At 74.1% G+C, this 24001-nt stretch carries 21 protein-coding genes; 7 read left to right on the forward strand and 14 right to left on the reverse strand.

The annotated features are described in order from the left end of the window. Positions 1–40 precede the first annotated feature (40 nt). Genes ACZ55U_RS07485 through ybaK form a run of 3 tightly spaced genes read left to right on the forward strand, consistent with a single transcriptional unit; the run spans position 41 to position 2915 of the window. The gene (locus ACZ55U_RS07485; protein ID WP_465523421.1) at positions 41–1621 is read left to right on the forward strand and encodes an oxidoreductase; all 1581 of its coding nucleotides are present in this window, start codon (positions 41–43) and stop codon (positions 1619–1621) included. Between the two features lie 51 nt (positions 1622–1672). Continuing rightward, positions 1673–2401: an LON peptidase substrate-binding domain-containing protein gene (locus ACZ55U_RS07490; RefSeq protein WP_465523423.1), complete on the forward strand. Its 729-nt coding sequence runs from the start codon at positions 1673–1675 to the stop codon at positions 2399–2401. Between the two features lie 19 nt (positions 2402–2420). Then, a complete protein-coding gene (gene ybaK / locus ACZ55U_RS07495) occupies positions 2421–2915 on the forward strand; it encodes a Cys-tRNA(Pro) deacylase (protein WP_465523425.1) in 495 nt (164 codons plus the stop codon). Positions 2916–2975: 60 nt separating this feature from the next. On the opposite strand, the gene ACZ55U_RS07500 is transcribed toward ybaK, so the two are convergent. The 6 genes from ACZ55U_RS07500 to ACZ55U_RS07525 form a co-directional block, all read right to left on the reverse strand. Next, positions 2976–3734: a hypothetical protein gene (locus ACZ55U_RS07500; RefSeq protein ID WP_465523427.1), complete on the reverse strand. Its 759-nt coding sequence runs from the start codon at positions 3732–3734 to the stop codon at positions 2976–2978. A gap of 58 nt (positions 3735–3792) precedes the next feature. Beyond that, a complete protein-coding gene (locus tag ACZ55U_RS07505) occupies positions 3793–4599 on the reverse strand; it encodes an ABC transporter permease (RefSeq protein ID WP_465523429.1) in 807 nt (268 codons plus the stop codon). After that, the gene (locus tag ACZ55U_RS07510; protein ID WP_465523431.1) at positions 4596–5594 is read right to left on the reverse strand and encodes an ABC transporter ATP-binding protein; all 999 of its coding nucleotides are present in this window, start codon (positions 5592–5594) and stop codon (positions 4596–4598) included. Before ACZ55U_RS07510 ends, ACZ55U_RS07505 begins: the two co-directional genes overlap by 4 nt. 96 nt (positions 5595–5690) lie before the next feature. Continuing rightward, a complete protein-coding gene (locus ACZ55U_RS07515) occupies positions 5691–6980 on the reverse strand; it encodes an NYN domain-containing protein (protein ID WP_465523433.1) in 1290 nt (429 codons plus the stop codon). A 280-nt stretch (positions 6981–7260) separates the two neighbouring features. Next, positions 7261–8310, reverse strand: coding sequence for an aspartate-semialdehyde dehydrogenase (locus tag ACZ55U_RS07520; protein ID WP_465523435.1), 1050 nt, complete (start codon positions 8308–8310; stop codon positions 7261–7263). Between the two features lie 115 nt (positions 8311–8425). Beyond that, the gene (locus ACZ55U_RS07525; protein WP_465523437.1) at positions 8426–9313 is read right to left on the reverse strand and encodes a dihydrodipicolinate synthase family protein; all 888 of its coding nucleotides are present in this window, start codon (positions 9311–9313) and stop codon (positions 8426–8428) included. Positions 9314–9430: 117 nt separating this feature from the next. Between ACZ55U_RS07525 and ACZ55U_RS07530 the strand changes: the two genes are divergently transcribed. Then, positions 9431–10318 carry a LysR family transcriptional regulator gene (locus tag ACZ55U_RS07530; protein ID WP_465523439.1) on the forward strand — a complete coding sequence of 296 codons (888 nt, stop codon included), beginning with the start codon at positions 9431–9433 and terminating at the stop codon, positions 10316–10318. A 128-nt stretch (positions 10319–10446) separates the two neighbouring features. Here ACZ55U_RS07530 and dnaE read toward each other — a convergent pair whose 3' ends face one another. Together dnaE and ACZ55U_RS07540 are read right to left on the reverse strand one after the other, a co-directional pair. After that, positions 10447–13980, reverse strand: coding sequence for a DNA polymerase III subunit alpha (gene dnaE, locus ACZ55U_RS07535; RefSeq protein WP_465523441.1), 3534 nt, complete (start codon positions 13978–13980; stop codon positions 10447–10449). A gap of 136 nt (positions 13981–14116) precedes the next feature. Continuing rightward, on the reverse strand, positions 14117–14911 hold the full coding sequence (locus tag ACZ55U_RS07540) for a hypothetical protein (RefSeq protein WP_465523443.1): 795 nt from the start codon (positions 14909–14911) through the stop codon (positions 14117–14119). On the opposite strand from ACZ55U_RS07540, the gene ACZ55U_RS07545 reads away from it, so the two are divergent. Next, complete coding sequence (locus ACZ55U_RS07545) at positions 14910–15065, forward strand: hypothetical protein (RefSeq protein ID WP_465523445.1); 156 nt, start codon at positions 14910–14912, stop codon at positions 15063–15065. The genes ACZ55U_RS07540 and ACZ55U_RS07545 overlap by 2 nt on opposite strands. Then, complete coding sequence (locus tag ACZ55U_RS07550; RefSeq protein ID WP_465523447.1) at positions 15062–15817, forward strand: hypothetical protein; 756 nt, start codon at positions 15062–15064, stop codon at positions 15815–15817. Before ACZ55U_RS07545 ends, ACZ55U_RS07550 begins: the two co-directional genes overlap by 4 nt. Before the next feature lie 86 nt (positions 15818–15903). On the opposite strand, the gene ACZ55U_RS07555 is transcribed toward ACZ55U_RS07550, so the two are convergent. Beyond that, positions 15904–16860: a metallophosphoesterase gene (locus tag ACZ55U_RS07555; RefSeq protein WP_465523449.1), complete on the reverse strand. Its 957-nt coding sequence runs from the start codon at positions 16858–16860 to the stop codon at positions 15904–15906. A 273-nt stretch (positions 16861–17133) separates the two neighbouring features. Here ACZ55U_RS07555 and ACZ55U_RS07560 point away from each other — a divergent pair, with 273 nt between their 5' ends. Continuing rightward, positions 17134–17901 carry a VOC family protein gene (locus ACZ55U_RS07560; RefSeq protein WP_465523451.1) on the forward strand — a complete coding sequence of 256 codons (768 nt, stop codon included), beginning with the start codon at positions 17134–17136 and terminating at the stop codon, positions 17899–17901. A 78-nt stretch (positions 17902–17979) separates the two neighbouring features. Here the strand turns inward: ACZ55U_RS07560 and ACZ55U_RS07565 are convergent, their stop codons facing one another. The 5 genes from ACZ55U_RS07565 to ACZ55U_RS07585 form a co-directional block, all read right to left on the reverse strand. Then, the gene (locus ACZ55U_RS07565) at positions 17980–18558 is read right to left on the reverse strand and encodes a dienelactone hydrolase family protein (protein WP_465523453.1); all 579 of its coding nucleotides are present in this window, start codon (positions 18556–18558) and stop codon (positions 17980–17982) included. A 63-nt stretch (positions 18559–18621) separates the two neighbouring features. Further along, positions 18622–19518, reverse strand: coding sequence for an ABC transporter permease (locus ACZ55U_RS07570; protein ID WP_465523455.1), 897 nt, complete (start codon positions 19516–19518; stop codon positions 18622–18624). Further along, complete coding sequence (locus ACZ55U_RS07575) at positions 19515–22370, reverse strand: alpha/beta fold hydrolase (RefSeq protein WP_465523457.1); 2856 nt, start codon at positions 22368–22370, stop codon at positions 19515–19517. The genes ACZ55U_RS07570 and ACZ55U_RS07575 overlap by 4 nt, the downstream gene beginning before the upstream one ends. Before the next feature lie 145 nt (positions 22371–22515). Continuing rightward, positions 22516–22980: a GNAT family N-acetyltransferase gene (locus ACZ55U_RS07580; RefSeq protein WP_465523459.1), complete on the reverse strand. Its 465-nt coding sequence runs from the start codon at positions 22978–22980 to the stop codon at positions 22516–22518. A gap of 1 nt (position 22981) precedes the next feature. Then, complete coding sequence (locus ACZ55U_RS07585) at positions 22982–23920, reverse strand: RluA family pseudouridine synthase (RefSeq protein WP_465523461.1); 939 nt, start codon at positions 23918–23920, stop codon at positions 22982–22984. Between the last annotated feature and the right edge of the window lie 81 nt (positions 23921–24001).

Here is a 24001-nt window from a genome sequence, read left to right on the forward strand (position 1 = left end):
GTGATACGAAAGGCGAGACTACCGGGGGACGGGGGAAACCATGGCGGAGCACGCTCCGGAGGGGTGGAACGAGGCCGAGCGGAGGCTCTGGGAGGCCTACCGCCAGGGCCGGATCCTCGACCTGCGAACGGGGGCGGCCGGCACCGACGACCCCTTCGGCGACGCCGTCTGGGGCCCCGAGCGCACCGTCCGCGCCGAGGTGCTCGCCCGCCTGCTGCTGGCCGGTCCGCGGCCCGCGCCCGGGCGGGTCGCCTCGCTGCGGCTCAGCGGCGCGTTCGTCACCGAGGCGCTCAACCTGGCCGGTGCCGCCATCGGCCACTACATCGAGCTCCACGAGTGCCGCTTCGAGCAGAAGGTCCTGGTCTCCGAGGCCTCGGCCCCCACCATGCGCTTCGTGAACTGCCTGATCCCCCGCCTGGAGGCCTCCCGGCTGGCCACCACGGGCGACCTCCACCTGGCCCGCTGCCGCCTCCCCGAGGGCCTCCGGCTCACCGACGCCAAGATCGGCACCGACCTGCTGCTCAACCAGTCCGTCGTCGGCGGCGACCGCTTCGGGCGCGCCGTCTCCGCCGACGGGATCACCGTCAACCAGGACTTCGAGGCCGAGCGCCTGGTCTCCAACGGCGAGCTGAGCATCCGCACCGCCCGGATAGGCGGCCGGCTCTCGCTGCGCGGCGCCCAGCTGCGCGCCGACCGGGCGCAGAACCGCACCTGCCTCAACGCCGTCCGGGTGACCGTCGGCCACACCCTCTACCTGACCGGCTCCGCCGACGGCGGCTGGACCGGCTCCCGCGGCTACTACGGCTCCGGCTACGGCGAGGTCCCGCCGCCCGACGGCCCGATCACCCCGTTCCGCGCCTTCGGGCAGGTCCGGCTCTCCGACAGCCGCTTCGAGGGAGCCTGCCTGATCTCCGGCGAGTTCCACCTGGAGGGTGACGACGAGCTCTCGCTGCGCCGCATCCAGACCCCCGAGCTGCGCTTCTCCTGCGACTTCCGCCCCACCGGCACCGTCTCGCTGTCCCGGGCCCGGGTCGGCAACCTGGTCGACAGGCCCCAGTCCTGGCCGCTCGGCAGGCACCTGGGCCTCACCGGCTTCGTCTACGAGAACCTGCGCCCGATCGGGACGTTCACCGTCCGGCAGCGGATCGCCTGGCTGGAGGGCTCCTCGGTGGACTTCCAGCCCGAGTCCTACGAGCAGCTCGCCGCGGCCCTGCGCCGCGACGGCGCCGACGACGACGCCCGCGAGGTGCTCTACGCCAAGCAGCGCCGGCGCCGCCGCACCCTGCCGCTGCCCGCCCGGGTCTGGGGCGCGGTCCAGGACGCCACCGTCGGCTACGGCTACCGCCCCGGCCGGGCCGGCCTGTGGCTGCTGCTCGCCTGGGCCCTCGGCAGCCTCTGGTTCGCCACCCACCCCCTGGAACCGCTCAAGGCCGACGAGCGCCCGCACTGGAACCCGGTGCTGTACACCCTCAACCAGCTCCTGCCGATCGTGGACCTCAACCAGGGCGGCTGGAACCCGGGCGGCCTCGGCCAGTGGATCTCCGCCGGGCTCGTCGTCATCGGCTGGCTGCTCGCCTCCACCGTCGTCACCGGCGCCACCAGGATGCTCCAGCGCGGTTGAGCGCGCCGACCGCGCGACAAGGCCCCCGTCCGGGGAACTACGCTGTCGGCCGTGACAGAACGGCTGCCGCTCTTCCCGCTGAACACCGTGCTCTACCCGGGCCTGGTGCTGCCCCTGAACGTCTTCGAGGAGCGCTACCGCCGTCTCGTCGCCGACCTGCTCGAACAGCCCGAGGACGCGCCCCGGCGGTTCGGCGTGCTCGCGATCAGGGACGGCCGGGAGACCGCGCCGGTCCGCCCCGAGGAGGGCCCGGCCGGTCCGCTGGCCGGCCTGGGCACCGTCACCGGGGACCCGCTGGAGGCGCTCTTCCACATCGGCTGCGTCGCCGACATCGCCTCCGTCGAGCCCCAGCCGGACGGCCGCTACGAGCTGCTGGTCACCGGCACCACCCGGTTCCGGCTGCGCTCGGTGGACGTCTCCGGCCCGTACCTGACCGGCGAGGTCGAGACGATCGAGGAGCGCCCCGGCGAGGGCTCCGGCGCGCTGGCCTCCGAGGTCGAGCGGGCGTTCCGGGTCTACCAGAAGCGGCTGGCCGGCGCCCGCGAGGCCAGCACCGTCGGCCGCCAGGAACTGCCGGACGACCCGCAGGTGCTCTCCTACCTGGTCGCCGCCGCCTCGGTGTTCGAGACCCCGGTCAAGCAGGAGCTGCTCGCCTGCCCCGACACCGCCCAGCGGCTGCGCTCCGAACTCGACCTGCTGCGCCGCGAGACCGCCGTCCTCAGCTGGCTGCCCTCGCTGCCCGCCGCCGACCTCACCCGCCAGCGCTTCAGCCCCAACTGACCGAGGACCGAGGAACCCCATGGCCAAGAAGACCAGGAAGGGCGGCCAGGGCACCCCGGCCACCGTCGCCCTGGAAGCCGCCGCCGTCGCCTTCACCGTGCACGCGTACGACCACGACCCGGCCGCCGCCTCGTACGGAGGCGAGGCCGCGGAGGTCCTCGGCATCGCCCCGGAGCGGGTCTTCAAGACCCTCGTCGCCGACGTGGACGGCACCCTGACCGTCGGCGTGGTCCCGGTCTCCGGGCAGCTCGACCTCAAGGCCCTGGCCGCCGCCGTCGGCGGCAAGCGCGCCGCCATGGCCGACCCGGCTGCCGCCGAGCGCAGCAGCGGCTACGTCCTCGGCGGGATCTCCCCGCTGGGCCAGCGCCGCCCGCTGCGCACCGTCGTCGACGCCAGCGCGCTCACCCACCCCACCGTCTACGTCTCGGCGGGCCGCCGCGGCCTCGAAGTCGAGCTCTCCCCCGCCGACCTCATCGCCCTCACCGACGCCCGCACCGCCGCCATCGCCCGCTGACCGGCGCCACCCCGAGGGGCGCGGGGGCCGCGCGCAACCGCCCCGCACCGGGCTACGGACCTACTTCTGCTCCGCCTCGAAACCCCCGGCCGGCGGCCCGCTCCACGGCCCCGTCGGCACCCCCGCAGCGGCCCCCGCCCCGGGCGCCCCCGCCCGGGCCTTCTCCACCGGTGCCCAGTACGGCGGCGGGTCCTCCTCCCGCTTGCCGAACGCCGCCGAGAGCAGCAGCAGCACCACCATCGCCGCCATCGGCCAGACCAGCAGCGCCCCCAGCGCGCCCAGGTCGATGCTCGCGTCGAAGTGCCCGCCGTCCCCGACCCGCCGGGCCTCGCCGATCAGGTCGTCGCTCGGCCCGAGCCACCGGCCGATCCGCCAGGCCCCGATCGAGCCGAGCAGCCCGCCGACGGCCAGCCCCGCCGCGACCGCGATGCCGCCACCGCGCCGCCGGGTCAGCAGGAAGGCCCCGAGCGCGGTCACGATCCCGACGCCCAGGCCGATCAGCACGAACACCGCGTCGGCCCCGGCCCGCTGCTCCCCCTCGGGGTCGCCGTAGAGGACGCGGTCGCCGTCGACCACCAGCGGCACCTTGGGCGCCAGCCAGGCCCACAGCACGGCCATCACCAGTCCGGCCACCAGGCTGGCGACGACGATGCCCGCCCCGATCCGCACCTCGGGCAGCAGCCGCCGGCCCAGCGGGGCCGCCCCGTCCCGGAGGGCGGTGGCCCCCAGCGGCGGCGCGAACGGGTCGGGCGCTGCGCCCGGTCCCGTCGCCTGCGCGTCGACGGGAGCGGGATCCGGAGGTGTGTTCGGTACGGTCACAGGCCCCATCGTGTCACGACGGCCCCGCGGACGGCCCACCACCGTACGGAGCGCGGGCCTACCGGGAGACGGCCCGCCGGTATGCCCAGGTGGCGACGGCCAGCGACACCACGCCCACCCCCGCGCAGACCGCCAGGTCCCCGAGCACCGCGGCCCAGTCCGGGTCCGGCGCGAACGTCCGGGCGAAGGCGTCCACCCCGTACGTGGACGGCAGCAGGTCCCGCAGCCACTGCACCGGCTGCGGCAGGTGGTCCACCGGCAGCACGCCCAGCAGCAGGGCGGCGGACATCCCGAGCTGCCCGAGCATGGTGGCGATCTCCTGCCGCGGCGCCAGCAGCCCGCAGGCCGCCCCCAGGCCGGACAGCGCGGCCCCGGCCAGCGGCACGACCGCCAGCAGCACCCACAGCTGGCCGAGCGGCAGCCCGAACATCACCGCCCCGAACGCCGCCGTGGCGATCGTCCCGGGCAGGGTGAAGGAGGCGTACGCGGCGGCCGCGCCCAGCACCACCGAGGCGGCCGGCACCGGCAGCGTGGCGTAGTGGTCGAGCCCGCCGGTGGCCCGCAGCCTGCCGAAGTACTGGGCGAGCAGGTTCAGCGCGACGAAGGCGACCACCAGCACGCTGGACCCGGCGACCACCGACCGCGCCTCGGAGGTCTGCCCGGCGTCCACCACCCCGCGCATCATCACCAGGATGCCCACCGACTGGAAGGTGGCCACGAACAGCAGCGGGATGCGCGCCACCCGCGCCCGGGCGAGCTGCGCCCGGTACACGGCCGCGAGCGCCGGCAGCAGCCGGGCGGCGGGGGCGAGCGGGGCGGGGGTGCCCGTGGACCGGAGGGTCTCCGGCGCCGAGAGCAGCGTCACTTGGCCAGTCCTCCGTGGCGGCCGCCCAGCTTGAGGTAGGCGTCCTCAAGGCTCGGGGTGGCGAGGGTGAAGTCGTCGAGCGCGGCGAAGGCCGGGCCGGTGGTGACGGCGGCGACCAGTTCGCGGGCCTGTTCGGGGGTGGTGCGGACGGTCCAGCGGCGGCCGGTGCGCTCGGCCCGTTCGCCCAGCGCGGCGACGGCGGGGACGCCGAGCGGCGCCTCGTCCCGCCACACCAGGTCGAGCCGGACGTCGCCGTCCACCAGCGCCTTGAGCCCGCCGGGCGTGTCGCAGGCGATCACCCGGCCGTCGTCCACCACGGCGACCCGGTCGAGCACCGTCTCCGCCTCGATCACGTTGTGGGTGACCAGCAGCACCGTCGTCCCGCGCTCGGCGCGCCGCCGGTCGACGGCGCTCCACACGGCGCGCCGGGCGACCGGGTCCATGCCGGTGGTCGGCTCGTCCAGGACGAGCAGCGGCCGGTCCCCGACCAGGGTGGCCGCGAAGCAGGCGAGCCGCCGCTGTCCGCCGGACAGCTTGGCGAGCGGCCGGGTGGCGATCGCCTCCAGCCCGAGTTCCGCGAGCACCTCGGCGGCGGCGTCGCGGGCCCCGGCCCGGGTGAGGCCGCGCAGGCGTCCGGTGGTCTCGGCGGCGAGCGCCACCGTCAGCTCGTCCAGCGCGGTGGACTCCTGCCCGAGGTAGCCGAGCAGCCGGGCGGCCCGTTCGGGGTGCCGCACGATGTCGTGGCCGAAGAGCTCGACGGAGCCGGAGTCGGGGCGCAGCAGGCCGGTGAGCTGACGGACCAGCGTCGACTTGCCGGCGCCGTTCGGTCCGAGCAGTCCGAAGATCTCGCCCCGGTGGACGGTGAGGCTGATGCCGTCGTTGGCCCGGATCTCGGTGGCGGCCGCGCCGCGCCCGCCGCGGTAGGTCCTGACCAGGTCGCGCACGGCCACGCACGGCAGGGGTTCCTCGGGTGCTCGCCCCGCCGTCTCGTTCACGACCGAAGACTCTACGCGCTCATACGGGCGAACCGGACAAGGGGGCCCGGCCCGCGTCTTCGCAGGTCCCGCCCGGGGGCGCCGGGCCGCCCCGGCTCAGTCGTCGACGACCATCGTCCCGCCCGGCACCCGGGCCGCGAGTTCCTTCCAGAACCCGGCCCGGATGGCGTAGCGGTCGTGTTCGTCGATCTGGTCGTCCTTGTGCGCCAGCAGCCCGAAGCGGGCGGCGTAGCGCAGCAGTTCGCCGTCCACCCGGTGCGGGATGCGCGGGTAGTCGGGCCAGAGCACGGTGAGCCTCTCGGTGTCGCCGATCCGTTCGCTCCAGCGGCGGGCGAAGACCTGCCCGACCTCGTGGGCGTCGCCGCCGATGGAGGTGATGTCCTCCTCGCGGTCGGCCCAGCGCTGCTCGGCGGTGGTGAGCTGGGCGAGCGTGGGCAGGCTGTCGCCGGCGGTGACGGCGGGTTCCGGGGCGGGCCGGTCCACCCAGCCGCGGTCGGAGGACCAGCGCAGCACCGGCCCGGCCTGGACGGCGGCCGTGTGGCCGTTCACGCCGTGCGCGCCGTGCCCGTTGGCGCCGTTGGCCACCGGGGTGACGGGGGTGACCGAGGAGGTCCGTCCGGCCAGGTCCTTGGGGGTGGGGACGACCTTGAGCGCGGCCGCCGGCTGGGGTCGCCCGTCGGCGGCGGGGACGGGGCCGGCCGGGGCGGTCTCGGCGGCGACCGGGCGGACCACCGGCGGCACCACGGTGGGCAGCGCGGCGGGTGGGGCGGCCGGCGGGGCGGCGAGGATCTTGGCGATCTCCTGCCGGGCCCCGGGGGCCGGGAAGAGGCTGGAGTGCTCCCGCAGCGAGAAGGACCCCTTGATCCACTCCCGGTCGAGGACCCGCCGTTCGTCCGCCTCGCCGACCAGGTCCTCGGACTGGTTGAAGTCGCCGTCGGCGGCCTGGAGCGCCCACAGGTGGACGGCCACGCCGTGCTCCTTGGCGGTCATCATGCCGGGCAGCAGGTCCCCGTCCCCGGTGACCAGCACGACGTCGGCGCAGGCCCGGTTGCGGGCGAGCTCGGAGAGTTCGGCGTGCATCGCGGCGTCCACGCCCTTCTGCACCCAGCGCCCCTCGGCCCGGGTGAGGGCGCCGAGCCGTACGGTGACCCGGGGCAGCACCCGCAGCCGCCGGTGCTCGGGCATCGGGCGCCGGTCGGGCGCGGCGTCGAACCAGTAGATCCGCAGCAGCGGCAGCCCGGTCTCGGCTTCGGCGCGCTCGCGCAGGGCGGCGATCAGGGCCGTGTGGTCCACGGTGACCTTGGAGCGGGACGGATCCCCTGCGAGCAGGCTGGCGGCGGCGCCCAGCAGGTATCCGGCGTCCACCAGGACGACACAGCGGTCCATCGCGCACCTCTTTTCGCTCGCCCTCGGAAGCTGTCGGGTGGGTCGGTTCGGCCGTGGCGGCCGACCGTTCGGCCGGGCGTGCCGAGGTGAGGGGCCCCCGGGTGCCCGCCCGATCGTTGGGTCACCTTCTACCCGCGGTTCGCCTGCCGAACCTCCCCGGTCGTCCCGCTACCGCAAAGGCCGCACCAACGCAACGCAAAAAAACGCGAGGGCGGGCCCCGTACAACGACGGGGCCCGCCCGAGGTCACGCGGCCGTGTTCCGACCGGTGGACGGTGTGTTCAGCCCTTGAGCTCGGCGGCGACCAGCTCGGCCAGCTGGACGGCGTTCAGCGCCGCGCCCTTGCGCAGGTTGTCGTTCGAGACGAACAGCGACAGGCCGTTGTCCACGGTCTCGTCCACCCGGATGCGGCCGACGTAGCTCGGGTCCCGGCCGGCGGCCTGGAGCGGGGTGGGGATGTCGGACAGCTCGACGCCGGGGGCGCCGCTGAGCAGCTCGACGGCGCGCTCGGGGCTGATCGGGCGCTCGAAGCGGGCGTTGATCTGGAGCGAGTGGCCGGAGAAGACCGGGACGCGCACGCAGGTGCCGGCGACCTTCAGCTCCGGGATGCCGAGGATCTTGCGGCTCTCGTGGCGGAGCTTCTGCTCCTCGTCGGTCTCGTTGGAGCCGTCCTCGACGACGGAGCCGGCCAGCGGCACCACGTTGAAGGCGATCGGCCGCCGGTAGACCTTGGGCTCGGGGAACTCGACGGCACCGCCGTCGTGGGCGAGAGCGGCGGCACCGGCCTCCACGACCTTGGCGGCCTGGTCCTGGAGCTCGGCGACACCGGCCACGCCGCTGCCGGACACGGCCTGGTACGTGGAGACGACCAGGGCGGCGAGCCCGGCCTCCTCGTGCAGCGGGCGCAGCACGGGCATGGCGGCCATGGTGGTGCAGTTCGGGTTGGCGATGATGCCCTTGGGGCGGTCCGCGATGGCCTCGGGGTTGACCTCGGAGACGACCAGCGGGACCTCGGGGTCGCGGCGCCAGGCGGAGGAGTTGTCGATCACGACGGCACCGGCCGCGGCGACCTTGGGCGCCAGGGCCTTGGAGGTCGAGCCGCCGGCCGAGAAGATCACGATGTCCAGGCCGGTGTAGTCGGCCGTGGCCGCGTCCTCGACGGTGACCTCGCCGCCCTGCCAGGGCAGCGTGCGCCCGGCCGAACGGGCCGAGGCGAACAGCCGCAGCTGCTCCACCGGGCCGATTCCACCGGGAAGTCCCGCGCGCTCCGCCAGGATCTCGCGGACCACGCCGCCGACCTGGCCGGTGGCACCGACAATGCCGATCTTCATCTCCGACTACTCCTCTGAATGGTGCTGTTCACAGCCGCACTCTGCCCATCATGCCTTGTCACGCGGGTGGGGCGACCTGGTGTTCCACGCTGTGAGAGCGCTCCCGGGACGCGCCCTACCGGTCCAGACCACTGGCGAGGGCCAGTGCGGCGCGGACCTCCGCCTCCCCGGCCGGCAGCAGCGGCAGCCGTACGTCCGGGGTGGGGATGCGGCCCTGGGCGTGCAGCACGCCCTTGGTCACCGACGGGTTCGGCGCCGTGAAGGCGGACAGCGCCAGGCCGGTCAGCCGGTGCCCGAGCGCCCGGGCCCGCGCCACGTCCCCGGCCTGCCAGGCCTCGGCCAGCTCCACGAACCGGGCGGTCGCCAGGTGCGAGGAGGCGAGGATGCCGCCGGCCGCGCCGAGCGCCAGCATCGGCGACAGGTAGGCGTCCTCGCCGGTGAGGAACGCGAAGCCCTCGGGGGCGTCGGCGAGCAGCTCGGCGGCCGTCTGGTCGAACCCGCCGGTCGCGTACTTGACGCCCACCACGCCGTCGATCGCGGCGAGTTCGCGCAGCGCGGCGGTGGAGAGCTGCTGCCCGGTGCGGTACGGGATGTGGTAGACGACCAGCGGCAGCGGGCTGCCGGCGGCCAGTGCCCGGAAGTGCGCGACCGTCCCGGCCTCCCCGGCCCGGACGAAGGACGGGGTGGTGACCAGCGCCGCCGCCCCCGGCACCTTCGCGCCGAGCGCGGCCAGCGCCTCGCCGACGGCCCGGGTGTCCCCGCCGGAGGCGCCGACCAGCAGCTGGGCCCCGCGCGCGGCGCAGGCGGCCGCGGCGACGTCCAGCACCGCGTCCTTCTCCTCGGCCGTCAGCGCGGCCGGCTCGCCGGTGGTGCCCAGGGCGCACAGTCCGGCCGCCCCGGCGTCCAGCACCTCGTGGGCGAGCTTCTCCAGCGCGTCCAGGGCGACCGAGCCGTCGGCGGCGAACGGGGTGATCAGGGGGACGTAGATGCCCTTCAGTTCCATGCCGACGATCCTGCGGCCGATCGATCACCCAGGTCCAGTTCACATTTCCGACGCTTCTCGTAAGCTGAGCCGATGCTCGGTGGCTCCGATCCCACGGGAAGGGCCTAACCTGGGCTGATGCTGGACGTCCGACGCCTGCGCCTGTTGCGCGAACTCGCCCACCTCGGCACCATCGCGGCCGTCGCCGAGGCGCTCTCCTTCAGCCCCTCGGCGGTCTCCCAGCAGCTGTCCGTCCTGGAGAAGGAGGCGGGCGTCCCGCTGCTGGAGCGCACCGGGCGTCGGGTCACCCTCACCCCGGCCGGGCTGGGACTGGTCCGGCACGCCGAGGCGGTGCTCGCCCTGCTGGAGCAGGCGGGCGCCGAACTCGCCCACACCAAGCGCGGGTTGGCCGGTCCGCTGCGGATCGGCACCTACCCGTCGGCGGCCCGCGCGATCATCCCCGCGGTGCTCGCGGAGCTGGCCGGCTGGCACCCCGGGCTGGAGCCGATGGTCACCGAGGTGGACCCGGCCGCCGTCGGCGCGGCGCTGCGGGCGGGCGAGCTGGACGTGGCGCTGGTGCACGAGTACGACCTCGTCCCGACCGACCCGGAGCCCGGCCTGGCGGTGACCCGCCCGGTCTTCACCGAGCCGATGTACCTGGCCGCCCGCGCCCCCGGTGCCCTCGCCGAGCAGCGCGAAGCGCCGTGGATCATGTCGCCGCCCGGCACCCTCTGCCACACCATGGCCGTCCGCGCCTGCGAGGCGGCGGGCTTCGCGCCCCGGGTCCGGCACCAGATCGACGACTTCACCACCGTGCTGGCCCTGGTCGCCACCGGCCAGGGCGTCGCCCTGGTCCCCCACCTGGGCGCGGCCGCTCCCCCGCCCGGCGTCGTCCTCACCCGCCTGCCGATGTACCGCCGCACCCGCGCGGCCTTCCGCGCCGGCGCCGGCTCCCACCCGGCCATCTCGGCCTTCGTCTCGGCGCTGCACTCGGCGGTCCCGCCGGGCCTGGGCAGCGGCGCCTGAGCACCGGGCACCGGCGTCCGAGGACGGGCGTCGGCACCCGCGCGCGAGCGCGGCGGCCCCCGACGACGCGAGGGGCCCGGGGCGCCGTGGCGGCACCCCGGGCCCTCGAAGGCCCCGCAGCGGCGGCGCTACACCACCAGGCAGCTCGGCCCGAGCAGCTGCTTCAGGTCCCCGAACAGCGCCGGGTCCGACTTGACCCGGTGCCGGTCCAGCCGCAGCACCGTCGTCTTGTTGCGGCTCTCCAGCCGCACCCGCACCTCGGTGGTCCCCCGGTGGCTCCCCAGCACCTCGCCGAGCCGGGCCACCAGCGGCGGGGTGACCTTCCCGCTCGGGATGTTGATGGTGATCGGCGCCTCGGCGTGCGCGTTGGACAGGTCGGGGACGGAGAGCTCCATCCCCATCAGCCGCGGCACGTCCTCCCGCTTGTCCAGCTTGCCGCGCACGAACACGATCGCGTCCTCGACCAGTTGCGAGGACACCAGCTGGTAGCTGGCCGGGAAGAACATGCAGTCGATCGAGCCCGCCAGGTCCTCGACGGTCGCGATCGCCCAGGCGTTGCCCTGCTTGGTCATCTTCCGCTGGAGGCCCGAGATGATGCCGCCGATGGTGACGATCGTCCCGTCCGGCCGGTCCGCGAGGTCGGCGACCGCGCAGTCCGCCTTGTCGGCGAGCACGTGCTCGATGCCGTGCAGCGGGTGCGAGGAGACGTACAGGCCGAGCATCTCCCGCTCCTGGGCGAGCAGGAAGGACTTCTCCCACTCCTCCTCGGAGAACACGACGTCCAGCCCGAAGCTCGGTTCGTCCGTGGTGGCGTCGCCGCCGAAGAGGTCGAACTGCCCCTCGGCCTCCTTGCGCTTCACCCCGACGACGTTGTCGATCATCGGCTCGAACTGCGCGCTGAGCCCCTTGCGGGTGTGCCCGAGCGAGTCGAAGGCGCCGGCCTTGATCAGCGATTCGACGGTCCGCTTGTTGCAGACCACCGACTCCACCTTGTCCAGGAAGTCCGGGAACGAGGCGAACTTCCCCTTCGCCTTCCGGGTCCGGATCATCGACTCGACCACCGGCCCGCCGACGTTGCGGATGGCGGTGAGGCCGAAGCGGACCAGGGTGTCACCGTGCGGGGTGAAGTCCGAGTCCGACTCGTTGACGTCCGGCGGCAGCACCTGGATGCCCATCTTGCGGCACTCGTTGAGGTAGACCGCGGACTTGTCCTTGTCATCCTTGACGGAGGTGAGCAGCCCGGACATGTACTCGGCCGGGTAGTTCGCCTTGAGGTACGCCGTCCAGTACGAGACCAGCCCGTACCCGGCGGTGTGCGCTTTGTTGAACGCGTACCCGGAGAAGGGGACCAGGACGTCCCACACGGCCTGGATGGCCTCGTCGGAGTAGCCGCGCTCGCGGCAGCCCTTCTGGAAGGGGACGAACTCCGCCTCCAGGATCTCCTTCTTCTTCTTGCCCATGGCGCGGCGCAGCAGGTCCGCCTGGCCGAGCGAGTAGCCGGCCAGGATCTGCGCGGCCTTCTGCACCTGCTCCTGGTAGACGATCAGGCCGTACGTCGGCCGGAGCACCTCCTCCAGGGGCTTCTCCAGCTCCGGGTGGATCGGGGTGATCTCCTGCTGCCCGTTCTTGCGCAGCGCGTAGTTGGTGTGGGAGTTGACGCCCATCGGGCCCGGGCGGTACAGCGCCAGGACGGCGGAGATGTCCTCGAAGTTGTCGGGCTTCATCAGCCGCAGCAGCGAGCGCATGGGGCCGCCGTCGAGCTGGAAGACGCCGAGCGTGTCGCCGCGGGCGAGGAGTTCGTAGGTCGGCTTGTCGTCCAGGGGCAGATCAAGCAGGTTGATCTTGATGCCCTTGTTCTTCTCGATCGCCTTGACGGCGTCGTCCATGATCGTCAGGTTGCGCAGGCCGAGGAAGTCCATCTTGAGAAGGCCGAGGCCCTCACAGGTCGGGTAGTCGAACTGCGTGATGGTGACGCCGTCGGTGTGCCGGGTCCAGACCGGGATGTGGTCGGTCAGCGGCTCGGCGGACATGATGACGCCGGCCGCGTGCACGCCGGGCTGGCGGATCAGGCCCTCGATGCCGCGCGCGGTGTCGATGACCTTCTTGACGTCCGGGTCGCTCTCGTACAGGCTGCGGATCTCGCCGGCCTCGCTGTAGCGCGGGTGCGAGGGGTCGGTGATGCCGGACAGCGGGATGCCCTTGCCCATGACGTCCGGCGGCATCGCCTTGGTGATCCGGTCGCCCATCGCGTACGGGTAGCCGAGGACCCGCGAGGAGTCCTTGATGGCGGCCTTCGCCTTGATGGTGCCGTACGTGACGATCATGGCGACCTTGTCGGAGCCCCACTTCTCCGTCACGTAGCGGATCACGTCGCCGCGCCGGCGCTCGTCGAAGTCGATGTCGACGTCGGGCATGGAGATGCGCTCGGGGTTGAGGAAGCGCTCGAAGATCAGGCCGTGCGGGATGGGGTCGAGGTCGGTGATGCCCATCGCGTAGGCGACCAGCGAGCCGGCCGCCGAACCACGGCCGGGGCCCACCGCGATGCCCTGGCTCTTGGCCCACATGATGAAGTCGGCGACCACGAGGAAGTACGCCGGGAACCCCATCTGGATGATGGTGTCCATCTCGTACTCGGCGAGCTTCTTGTGCTCCTCGTCGTACCCGTTCGGGAAGCGCCAGTCCATGCCCTCCCAGACCTTGGACTTGAAGAAGTCCGCCTCGGACTCGAAGCCCTCCGGGATCGGGAAGCGGGGCATCAGGTTCTTGAACTTGAACATGCCCTCGGTGTCGACCCGGGAGGCCACCAGGAGCTGGCTGTTGCGGCAGCCCTCCTGCCAGGCGTCCGAGGAGTCCAGCGCGTACATCTCGGCGGCGGACTTGATGTAGTAGCCGGTGCCGTCGAAGCGGAAGCGGTCCGGGTCGGAGAGGTTCTTGCCGGTCTGGACGCACAGCAGGAGGTCGTGGGCGCCGGCGTCGGCCTCGGTGGTGTAGTGCGAGTCGTTGGTGACGACCGGGGGGATGCCCAGCTTCTTGCTGATCTCCAGCAGCCCGTCGCGGACCCGCTTCTCGATGTCGAGGCCGTGGTCCATCAGCTCCAGGAAGTAGTTCTCCTTGCCGAAGATGTCCTGGTAGTCGGCGGCGGACTTCAGCGCCTCGTCGAACTGACCGAGGCGCAGCCTGGTCTGCACCTCGCCGGAGGGGCAGCCGGTGGTGGCCATCAGGCCGCCGGACAGCTCGGAGATCAGCTCCTTGTCCATCCGGGGCCACTTCACCAGCCAGCCCTCGGAGTAGGAGCGCGAGGTCAGCTTGAAGAGGTTGTGCAGGCCCTCCTTGTTGCGGGCCCAGATGGTCTTGTGGGTGTACGCGCCGGACGCGGAGACGTCGTCCCGCTTCTGGTGCGGCTGGCCCCACAGGATGCGCTTGGTGTTCGAGCGGGACTCCGGGGCGACGTACGCCTCGATGCCGATGACGGGGGTGATGCCCGCGGCGGTGGCCTGCTTGTGGAACTCGGCGGCGCCGTACATGTTGCCGTGGTCGGTCATGGCGACATGCGTCTGGCCGAGGCGCTCGACCTCCTTGAACAGCTGCTTCAGCCGGGCGGCACCGTCCAGCATCGAGTACTCGGTGTGGACGTGCAGATGCGCGAACGGCTGGTCGCTCAAGGCGGGGCCTCCGGAGGCTCTGGTGCTGGTCTGGCGGGCCGGCGAACGTGCGGGTCACAGGGGGGAACGACCCTGGAAATGGCTGTGGCCCGGAGCGCCTCTCGGGGTCCGGACCATCACTCACACGTTCACCCGTCTACTCTAGCCCCCTTCGGGCGGCTTCCCTCGCGTGGCCGACGGCTCCCCAGGCCGGCCCGGCGAGTCGCGCCCCGGCGGCCGCCCGGACCCCGGGTTCCTCGATCGGGTCGTCGCGGAGCTCGGCGATCCGGCGCAGCGCGCCGGGGCGGTCGGGGGCGTGCTCGACGGCGAGGAGCCGGGCCCGCGGTTCGCAGTCCCAGAGCGACTCGACGTACGCCTCGGCCGTGCCGGGGGCTCCGATCGCCGCGAGCGCCTCCAGGTAGGCGGGGCGCTCGGAGGAGCGGGGGGTGGCGAGCCAGAAGCGGCGCAGCAGGGAGGCGCCTCCGGCGGCCTCCGGGCCGAACCGGGCGAGGCCGCGCGCGAGGGCGGCCGGGCCGCGCCAGGTCTGGGTCGCCCAGTGGTGTTCGAGTGCGGCGAGGAGGGTGGGGAGGTCCTGCTCGGCGGGCGGTTCGCCCTCCGGGCCCGGTGTGGCCTTCAGCGTCCCCCGGACGTGCTCCGGGTCACGGAGCGCCAGCAGGTCGAGCACGGTGGCGGCCCGGTCGCGGGTCTCCTCGTCGCCGTCCAGCATCTCGGTCACGGGCCCGAGCGGGAGCCGGAGGTCCCGGACCAGCCGGGCGAGGTAGAGGTGCCGGGAGTCGGCGTGCCGGTCCCAGCGCCAGTCCCAGCGGATGCAGCCGTAGACCAGGCCGGCGACCGACGAGCGGTCCTCGGCGGCGATCAGCGCGCCCTGGCCCCGGCCGCGCTGGAGGAGGCCGGCGAGGGTGGTCGTCGGCGCGTAGTGGTCGGAGCGCATGGACTCCATGGTGCCCGGCAGCCCCCGGCGCACGGACGGCGGGGCCCGGCGGACCACCCTCAACGGCGCGGACGTCCGTGAGGCCGCCCGCCCGGCCTCCGCGTCCGCCGGGCGGCTCCGGCTGCCTCCGGGCGGCGGCATGATGGGCCCGTGACGAACAGCGCGGACACGCACTCGGACCGGCTCCCCGGCTACGACGGCGGGCCTCTCGCCCATCTCCCCGAGGTGCTCGACGACCCCCTCTTCTGGCTGGGGCACCTCTGCTCCTGCGCGCGGAACGCGGGAGCCAGGAAGCTCCTGTTCGGCGCGCACCAGGACGCCGCGAACGAGTTCCACCGTCGGCTGTCCGAACGCGCCGACTGGCCCACGTTCACCGTGCCGGTCACCGCCGGTCGCCTCTACGTCGTCTACCGCAACGACGAGGAGGCCCCGGGCATCGACTACCTCCTCCACCACCCCGACTGGGACCGCGCCGAAGTGCTCGCGCGGGACGACGTCCACTCCACGGGCCCCGGCCTGTCCTGGCCCGAGCTGGCCCGCGCCGCCGACAGCGGCCCGGGCGGCGGCAGCACCGCCGATGCCGACAGCCGCCTGCTTCTCCTCCTCCCCGCGCTCGGCGACGCGGCCACGCCCCCCACGGCCGTCGAGCGCCTGGCCGCCGCGCTGCGCGCCCGGACCGCCGCCGAGAACCCCGGACTGCTCGCGGTGGCACTGCTCGAAGGCCAGGACCGCTACGGCCCGACGCACTGGACGACGACCGCCGAAGGCCACCGGATCAACGACGGCCGCTACTCCTCGCGCAACCCGGCCAAGGGCTTCGCCCTGCCGGCGGACCGCCTCGCCCGGGTGGCGGCGGCCCTGGCTCCCGGCGCCACCGTGGTCACCCCCCATCCCCCGATCGAGTGACTTCGACGGCCCGCGCCCGGAGCGGGAAGTCGGACCAGCCGACTTCCCGCTCCGCCGCGCTCCCCCACCGTGTAGGCGACGGACGACTACCGCCGCACCGGCCGGGGCTCGCCGTACCGCTCCTCGAACTCCGCGTCGCTGAGCGCCGAGAGCTCCTCGACGGTGACCCGCCCCGTCAGCAGCTCGCTGAAGAAGGGCGGCATGGAGGCGGTGCGCAGGGCGTCGGTCATCGGGCCGGGCACGACGTGCACCTCGGTCTCGATCCGGCCGTCGGAGTGCAGCGTGTAGGTGCGGTAGCCGGGGCCCTCCAGGGCCCGGTTTGGCGGGTCGATGCTCATGAACGTGGACGGGCAGACGTAGACCGGGCGCCCTTCGAACTCACCGGAGAGGTCACCGTGCAGGTGGCCCGCCCCGATCGCCCTGATCTTGGGGAAGTCCCGTACCAGACGGGCGAGTTCGCCGTCGACCCGGCCGCCCGGGACCATCTCCGACAGCGGCGGCTGGTGGAGCCACAGGAAGACGTGGTCCGCCCGGGTGGCCGCCAGGATCGCGCGGGCGCGCTCCGCCTCGACCGGGGTGAGGCCGGGGTGCGAGGCCTTGTGCACCCGGTCGTCGCGGTCCCGGTAGCTGCCGTCCGCCGAGGCCTCGCGCCCGTGGGCGTTGCTGTCGAGGAGCAGCATCAGCCAGTTCCCGACCTGGACGGCGGGCTCCAGGTGCACGTTGGGGCGCGGCAGCACGGCCTGGAGCGGCTCCTGGCGGTCGTGGTTGCCCGCGAGGCAGTAGACCGGCACGGGCAGGGCGTCCAGCGCCTCGCCGAGCCGCTCGTACGAGGCGGGTTCGCCGAGGTCCGCCAGGTCCCCGGTGGCGATCACCACCGCGGACTCCTCGATCGCCCGCGCCGCGTGGGCGAGCACGGCGGCGAGACCGTCCTCGGGCTCGTGGGCGACGAACGCCCGGGCCCGGGGGGCGTCCCGGAAGTGCAGGTCGGAGATCTGGACGATGCCGATGGCGTCCGGGGCGTCGGCGCCCACCTGGTGGTTCATGCGGCCCTCACTGTGCGGGATCTGACCACGGGGGGCGTGGTCGGGTGCCACCGACAGTAGGAAAGTGGCACAACTGCCACATGGCAGTTGTGTGAATTCCCGTCGAGCATTCGCTGACGGAGTCCACCACCACGCCACTTCCACGGCCCCCCGGACGCCGCCGGCAGCCCGCCGCACCCGGCCGGTGACCGCACCCCGACCTCCCCCGAGTGGCGAACCGCCGCCCGCGAAGGGAGGGTGACCGGCAGAGACCCCTCACCAGAAAGGGTGATCATGCCCGAAGTCACCTCCCCCTACGCGACCGGCACCCCGTGTTGGGTGGGCCTGATGGCCGGGGACCACCTGGCCGCCCTCGACTTCTACCGCGACCTGCTGGGATGGCAGGGACAGCCGGGCCCGGACGAGTTCGGCGGCTACGCCGTCTGCGAGCTCGACGGCAAGCCCGTGGCCGGCATCGGCCCGGCCATGGACCCCGCCGCGCCGACCGCCTGGACCAGCTACCTGGCCACCACCGACGCCCAGGCCACCCAGGACGCGATCGTCGGAGCCGGCGGGACCCTGGTCGCGCCGGTCATGGACGTCGGCGACCTCGGCCGGATGCTGATCGCCGCCGACCCGCAGGGCGCGGTGTTCGGCGTCTGGCAGCCGGGCGGGTTCTTCGGCGCCGAGGTCGTCAACGAGCCCGGCGCGGTGATCTGGAACGAGCTGCACATCAGCGACGCCGGGGCCGCCGCCGCCTTCTACGGCGAGGCGTTCGGCATCGAGTTCGAGCCGGTGGAGGGCGCGCAGCAGTACTGGGAGCTGCGCGTCGGAGGCCGCCCGGTGGGCGGTGCCACGCTGCTCGCCAACGACCCGCCCGGCACCCCGGCGCACTGGCTGACCTACTTCGCGGTCGACGACGTCGACTCCACCGTGGACGCCCTGGTCAAGCGCAACGGCACCGTCCTCGTCCCGCCCTTCGACACGCCGCAGGGCCGGATGACCGTCGTCTCCGACCCGCAGGGCGGCCTGTTCGCCATGATCAAGCACCGGCCGGCGTAGCCCCGAGCGTCACCGCCCGCCCGACCGCCCGCCCGGCCCCGTACGAACAGGCGGGGCGGGCGGTCCACGCTCACCGCGTCAGTCGTCCAGCTCCGCCAGGAAGTCCAGCGAGGCCGCCCAGGCCCGCTCCGCCGCCCGCGCGTCGTAGTCCGGCAGCTCCGGGTCGGTGAACAGGTGCCCGGCGCCCCGGTAGCGGTGCACCTCCACCTCCGCCCCGGCCCGCCGCATCCGCAGGTACCAGGCGTTCAGCCAGTCCTCCGGCTCGAACGGGTCCGGCTCCGCGATGTGCAGCTGGACGGGGATCTCGGTGGCCGCGTCCTCCCGCAGGTCCGAGGTGCCGTGCAGGAGCAGCAGCCCGCGCGCCTTCTCGTCGGCCAGCGCCAGGTTCTGCGCCACCGCGCCGCCGAGCGAGAAGCCGGCGTACACCAGCCCGCCTTCGGAGACCGGCGCCGCCGCCGTCACCGCCCGCCGCAGCAGCTCGTCACGGCCGCCGAGCTCCTCCTGGAACTCCTGGGCCTCCTCGACGGACTCGAAGGTCCGCCCGTCGAACAGGTCCGGCGTGTGCACGGTGTGCCCGGCGGCGCGCAGCCGGTCGGCTGCGGCGCGCACGGCGGGCCGCAGCCCGTAGGCGGAGTGGAAGAGGACGATCTGGGCCACGGTTCGGGTCCTTCACCAGGGAGGTCAGCTACCCACCCATGATCCCGCATGCCCGCCCGGCCCCTACGACACCACGTCCTTGCGCGCGAAGCCCCGGAACGCCAGCGCCAGCAGCACCACCGCGTACGAGAGCGACAGCGACACCCCCTGCACCATCCCGCCCCACTCCAGCTGCGGCTGGAGGGCGTCCGCCCAGGCGTACTGCCAGTGCGCCGGCAGCCACTGCCGCAGGTCGCCCAGCGCGGTGACGACGTCCAGCACCCCGGTGACGATCGACGCGAACACCGCGCCGCCCACCGCCCCCAGCGGAGCGTCCGTCACCGTGGAGAGCCAGAACGCCAGCGCCGCGATCACGACCTCGCTGAGGAACACGAAGGCCACCGCGATGGCGATCCGGGGCAGGGCCTCCCCGGCCGGCAGGCTGACCCCGGCGGGCAGCTTGAGGTCCCCCCAGCCGTACGCGGCCGTGCCGACGGCCAGCCCGATCGCGGGCAGCATCACCACCGCCACCGCCGAGAACGCCAACCCGACGGCGAACTTGCGGGCCAGCAGCCGCGCCCTGGGCACCGGCGCGGCCAGCAGGTAGCGCAGCGAGGACCAGCTGGCCTCGGAGGCGACGGTGTCCCCGCAGAACAGCGCGACCGGGATGACCAGCATGAAGCCGGTGCCGACGAACAGCATGGTGACGGCGAAGTTGGCCCCCGAGGCGGTGGCCAGCTCGATGAAGCTGGTGCGGTCCGGACGGCCCGGGGTACCGCCGATCTCGAACGCGGCCAGCAGCACGAACGGCATGGCGGCCAGCACCCCGCCGATCACCATCGTGCGGCGCCGGCGCAGCTGGCGCACCGCCTCCACCCGCAGCGGCAGCGTCCGGCTCGCCCGGTACCCGGCCGCGTGGTCCGCCGCCTCCGTCCGGTCCTCGTGCCCCGCCTCGGCGCGGTCCGCAGGAACGACGCTCACGCTCCACCTCCGATCAACGACAGGAACGCGTCCTCCAGCCGCCGCTGCGGCCCGGCGCTCTCCACCGGCACTTCCAGCCGCACCAGTTCGGCCAGCAGCTCGCGGGCCGTCAGCCCGTCCAGGCGCACCAGCAGTCCGCCCTCGACGGCCTGCGCCGAGCCGACCCCGGCCAGCGCGGCCACCTTCCCGGCCACCGGCGCGGGGTCGTACGGGCCGGCGATGCCGATCATCAGCAGCTCGCCGGCGCCCACGATGTCCCCGACCGGGCCGGCCGTGACCAGCTGCCCGCGGTCCATCACCACCAGGTCGGTGCAGCTCTGCTCGACCTCGGACAGCAGGTGGCTGGAGACGATCACGGTCCGCCCGCCGGCCGCGTAGCGGATCATCACCTCGCGCATCTCGCGGATCTGCGGCGGGTCCAGCCCGTTGGTCGGCTCGTCGAGGATCAGCAGGTCCGGCATCCCCAGCATCGCCTGGGCGATCGCCAGCCGCTGCCGCATGCCCTGCGAGTACGTCCGCACAGCGCGGTCCAGCGCCTCGCCGAGTCCGGCGATGGCCAGCGCCTCGTCGAAGCGCGCGTCGGCCTCCGGGCGGCCGGTCGCCTGCCAGTACAGCCGCAGGTTGGCCCGCCCGGTGAGGTGCGGCAGGAAGCCGGCGCCCTCCACGAACGCCCCGACCCGTGACAGCACCGGCGCGCCGGGCCGCACCAGGTGCCCGAAGATCCGGATCTCCCCGGCGTCCGGCCGGATCAGTCCCATCAGCATCCGCAGCGTGGTGGTCTTGCCCGCGCCGTTCGGCCCGAGCAGTCCGAGCACCTGCCCCTGCTCCACCCGGAAGCCCAACTCCCTGACCGCGTAACGGTCCTGGGAGCCCTTGTAGCGCTTGCTCAGGCCGCTGATCAGCAGCGGCACCGCGGCCAGCTCCGGGTCGAATCCGGGCCCGGAGGCCGCCGGGCGGCGCCGCAGCCGGGGCACCAGCAGCAGCGCGACGGCCACCACCACGGCCACCAGCGGCAGCACCCAGGTCCGCGAGGGCAGCGGCGCCGCCTCGGTGACCAGCTGTTCGACGGTCGGCGCGGTGAGCGCCCCGGCCGGAGCGATCCGGTAGGTGGCCGGCTCGGAGGGCGAGGCGTACGCCAGGTCGGTGCTCGCCAGCACCAGCCGCAGCCGGTGCCCGGCCGGGAAGGTGTGGTCCACGGCCGGCAGCGCCACCGTGACGGTCTGCCCGGCGTCGGCGCCGGTGACCCGCAGCGGGGCGGCGAGCTGCTGCGGCAGCACCTCCTTGCCGTCCGGGCCGACGTCGTACAGCTTCGCGAAGAGCACCGCGTCCGGCCGGTCCGCCCGTACCCGCACCGGGACGGTCGGCTGCCCGGTCAGGTGCAGCGGCGTGTCCAGCGGCGCCGAGTCGAAGGCGGCGTTCTGCCCGGGGAAGTCCAGTGACAGCCCCGCGCCCAGCGAGGCCGCCTGGCTGAGCGCGCCGACGCCCGGCAGCGTCGAGATCCCGGGCGGCGCGCCGCCGGGCGGGTTGGCGATCGTCTTCTCCCCGCCCGTCAGCTCGACGGTGCGCGAGTCCGTCCCGCCCAGCCCGGGGTACCGGTCGGCGGTGGCCCCGCGCAGGACGGCCTGGAAGCCGGTGGAGTCGACCCCGCCGGTGCGGGTGACCCGGAAGGCGGGCCCGGTGTCGTTCGCCCGGCCCTTGAGGTGGTGGTCGAACCAGGCCGTCACCCGGTCGTCGACCCGGGCGCTGGTGTCCGTCCCGCCGTCGTGGCCGCCCGCGAACCAGTCCACCGCGACCGGCGCGCCGTTGGCGGCCACCGCCCGGGCGATCTCGTCCCCCTGGTCCAGCGGGAACAGCGAGTCCTGCTGCCCCTGCACGACGAGCGTGGGCTTCGTGAGCCGCTCCGCCACCGAGGACGGGCTGGAGCGGTCCAGCAGCGCGACGGCCTCCGGGTCGGCGTGCCCGGCGGTGGCGACCCGGTCGTACATCTGGCAAAGCGATTCCAGGAACCGCCCGCAGCCGACCGGGGCGCCGTCCGCCGGGGCACCGCCCACCTGAGCACCGTCCGCCGGGGCACCGTCCGCCGGGGCACCGCCCACCGGGGCACCGCCCGCCCGCGGCTTGGTGGCGCCGCCCTCCCTCGGCGCCCCGCCCGAGGGCCCGAGGTCGCCGGCCGAGCCGGTGGTGAAGAAGATCCCGGCCCACAGCTTCTTGAACACGCCGTCGGCCGCGCCCGAGCCCCGCACGCCCTGGGGGAACAGCGCGTCGGCCAGGTTCCACCAGGTGATCTGGGTGGCCACCGCGTCGATCCGGGGGTCGTACGCGGAGGCCAGCAGCGAGACCGCCCCGCCGTACGAGGCACCGGTGATGCCGACCTTCGGGTCGCCGGGCGCGTCCAGCAGCACCTCGGGCCGCTGGGCCAGCCAGTCCACCAGGTGCTTGACGTCCTCGACCTCGCGGTCCGGCGCGTTCAGCCCGATCCTGCCGCCCGAGTGCCCGAAGCCGCGCGCCGACCAGGTCAGCACCGCGTACCCCTGCCGGGCCAGCTGCTCGGCCCGCTCCCGCTCGCCCTCCTTGGAGCCGCCGAAGCCGTGCGCCAGCAGCACCGCCGGGCGCGGACCGCCGCCGGGGGTGGTGAAGAACGAGGTGTCCAGCTGGATCCGCTGGGTGCTGCCGGGCGTCTCCGGCATGCTGAGGAAACGGTCCTCCTGGTGGACCGCCCGCTCACCGCCGGACGCCATCGTCGCGGTACCGCCCGCGGCCACCGCCACCAGGGCCACCGCCCCCGCCAGCACCCTGCGTCTGACCGTCGTGCCCCGGGCGCGCCAGCGACGCCATGCCCCACCGAACTCCATGGCCGTTGATCGTATCCGCCGTGCGAGTAGGGGTCCGATAAAGCCACCGCCCCACGGGCCCGGAACGAAGACCCCCGCGCCCCGGACGGGGGCACGGGGGCAGAGGACGGCGGGCCCACGACCGGCGGCCCGCCACCCGGTACACCTACAGCACCCGCGTCATCGTCCGGTGCGGTATCCCCGCGTCGTCGTACACCGGCCCCTCGGCCACGTACCCGAGCCGCTCGTAGAACCCGAGCGCCTGCACCTGGGCGTGCAGCTCGACCTCCACGGCCCCGCGCTCGGCCGCAGCCGCCTCGATCGCCCGGACGAGGTCCGCCCCGAGCCCGGTCCCCCGGGCCGCCGCGACGACCGCGAGCCGCCCGAGCAGCACCCGCCCCCCGATGCCGCCGGTCAGCTTCAGCGCCTGCTCACCGAAGATCAGCCGCCCGGTCCCCAGCCCGGCCCCGTCGGGCCCGACGGCCAGCAGGTGCACCGAGGTCGCGTCGTACTCGTCGTACTCCAGCTCCTGCGGCACGTTCTGCTCGACGACGAACACCTCGTGCCGGACCGCCCGGACCAGCTCCAGGTCCGCCTCGTCCTCGGCGGCCCGGATCACCGCGAGGGGCACCTCAGCTCTCCGCCGCGATGATGTCCAGCGCCTTCCGCAGGTCCGCCGGGTACTCGCTGGAGAACTCGACCCACTGCCCGTCCGCCGGGTGCTCGAAGCCGAGCGACACCGCGTGCAGCCACTGCCGGGTCAGCCCCAGCCGCTTGGCCAGCGTCGGGTCGGCGCCGTACGTGAGGTCGCCCACGCAGGGGTGGCGCAGCGCGGACATGTGGACGCGGATCTGGTGGGTGCGCCCGGTCTCCAGCTTGATCGCCATCAGCGACGCGGCCCGGTAGGCCTCGATCAGGTCGTAGTGGGTGACGGACGGCTTGCCGTCCCGGGTGACGGCCCACTTCCAGTCCGAGCTGGGGTGGCGCCCGATCGGCGCGTCCACCGTCCCGCTCAGCGGGTCCGGGTGGCCCTGCACCAGCGTGTGGTAGCGCTTCTCGGTGATCCGGTCGTGGAACTGCCGCTTGAGGTCGGTGTACGCGCGCTCGGACTTGGCGACCACCATCAGCCCCGAGGTGCCGACGTCCAGCCGGTGCACGATGCCCTGGCGCTCGGCGGCGCCCGAGGTGGAGATCCGGTACCCGGCCGCGGCCAGCCCGCCGATCACGGTGGGGCCGGTCCAGCCCGGGCTGGGGTGCGCGGCGACGCCGATCGGCTTGTCGACCAGCACGATGTCCTCGTCCTCGTGGACGATCCGCATGCCCTCGACCGGCTCGGCGACGATCCGCACCGGCGCGGCGGGGGCCGGGATCTCGACCTCCAGCCAGGATCCGGCGGTCACCCGGTCCGACTTGCCGGCCATGGCGCCGTCGAGCGTCACCTTGCCGTCGGCGGCCAGCTCGGCGGCCTTGGTCCGGGAGAAGCCGAACATCCGGGCCAGGGCGGCGTCGAGACGCTCGCCCTCCAGGCCGTCGGGAACGGGGAGGCTGCGGATCTGCGCTGCGGTACTCACCCGTACGAGTATGCCGGAAACGCGACCCGCCCCCGCCGCCGGTCGACCGGGCGGACGACCCGGGGGGACGGCCCCGCCGGG

The sequence above is a fragment of the Kitasatospora sp. NPDC034533 genome, from assembly GCF_055575155.1.

Coding starts and splice junctions, on each gene's coding strand:
- ACZ55U_RS07485 (WP_465523421.1), top strand. CDS start 41: ATGGCGGAGCACGCTCCGGAGGGGTGGAACGAGGCCGAGCGGAGGCTC.
- ybaK (WP_465523425.1), top strand. CDS start 2,421: ATGGCCAAGAAGACCAGGAAGGGCGGCCAGGGCACCCCGGCCACCGTC.
- ACZ55U_RS07515 (WP_465523433.1), bottom strand. CDS start 6,980: ATGGACCGCTGTGTCGTCCTGGTGGACGCCGGATACCTGCTGGGCGCC.
- ACZ55U_RS07520 (WP_465523435.1), bottom strand. CDS start 8,310: ATGAAGATCGGCATTGTCGGTGCCACCGGCCAGGTCGGCGGCGTGGTC.
- ACZ55U_RS07525 (WP_465523437.1), bottom strand. CDS start 9,313: ATGGAACTGAAGGGCATCTACGTCCCCCTGATCACCCCGTTCGCCGCC.
- ACZ55U_RS07530 (WP_465523439.1), top strand. CDS start 9,431: ATGCTGGACGTCCGACGCCTGCGCCTGTTGCGCGAACTCGCCCACCTC.
- ACZ55U_RS07545 (WP_465523445.1), top strand. CDS start 14,910: ATGGACTCCATGGTGCCCGGCAGCCCCCGGCGCACGGACGGCGGGGCC.
- ACZ55U_RS07540 (WP_465523443.1), bottom strand. CDS start 14,911: ATGCGCTCCGACCACTACGCGCCGACGACCACCCTCGCCGGCCTCCTC.
- ACZ55U_RS07555 (WP_465523449.1), bottom strand. CDS start 16,860: ATGAACCACCAGGTGGGCGCCGACGCCCCGGACGCCATCGGCATCGTC.
- ACZ55U_RS07560 (WP_465523451.1), top strand. CDS start 17,134: ATGCCCGAAGTCACCTCCCCCTACGCGACCGGCACCCCGTGTTGGGTG.
- ACZ55U_RS07575 (WP_465523457.1), bottom strand. CDS start 22,370: ATGGAGTTCGGTGGGGCATGGCGTCGCTGGCGCGCCCGGGGCACGACG.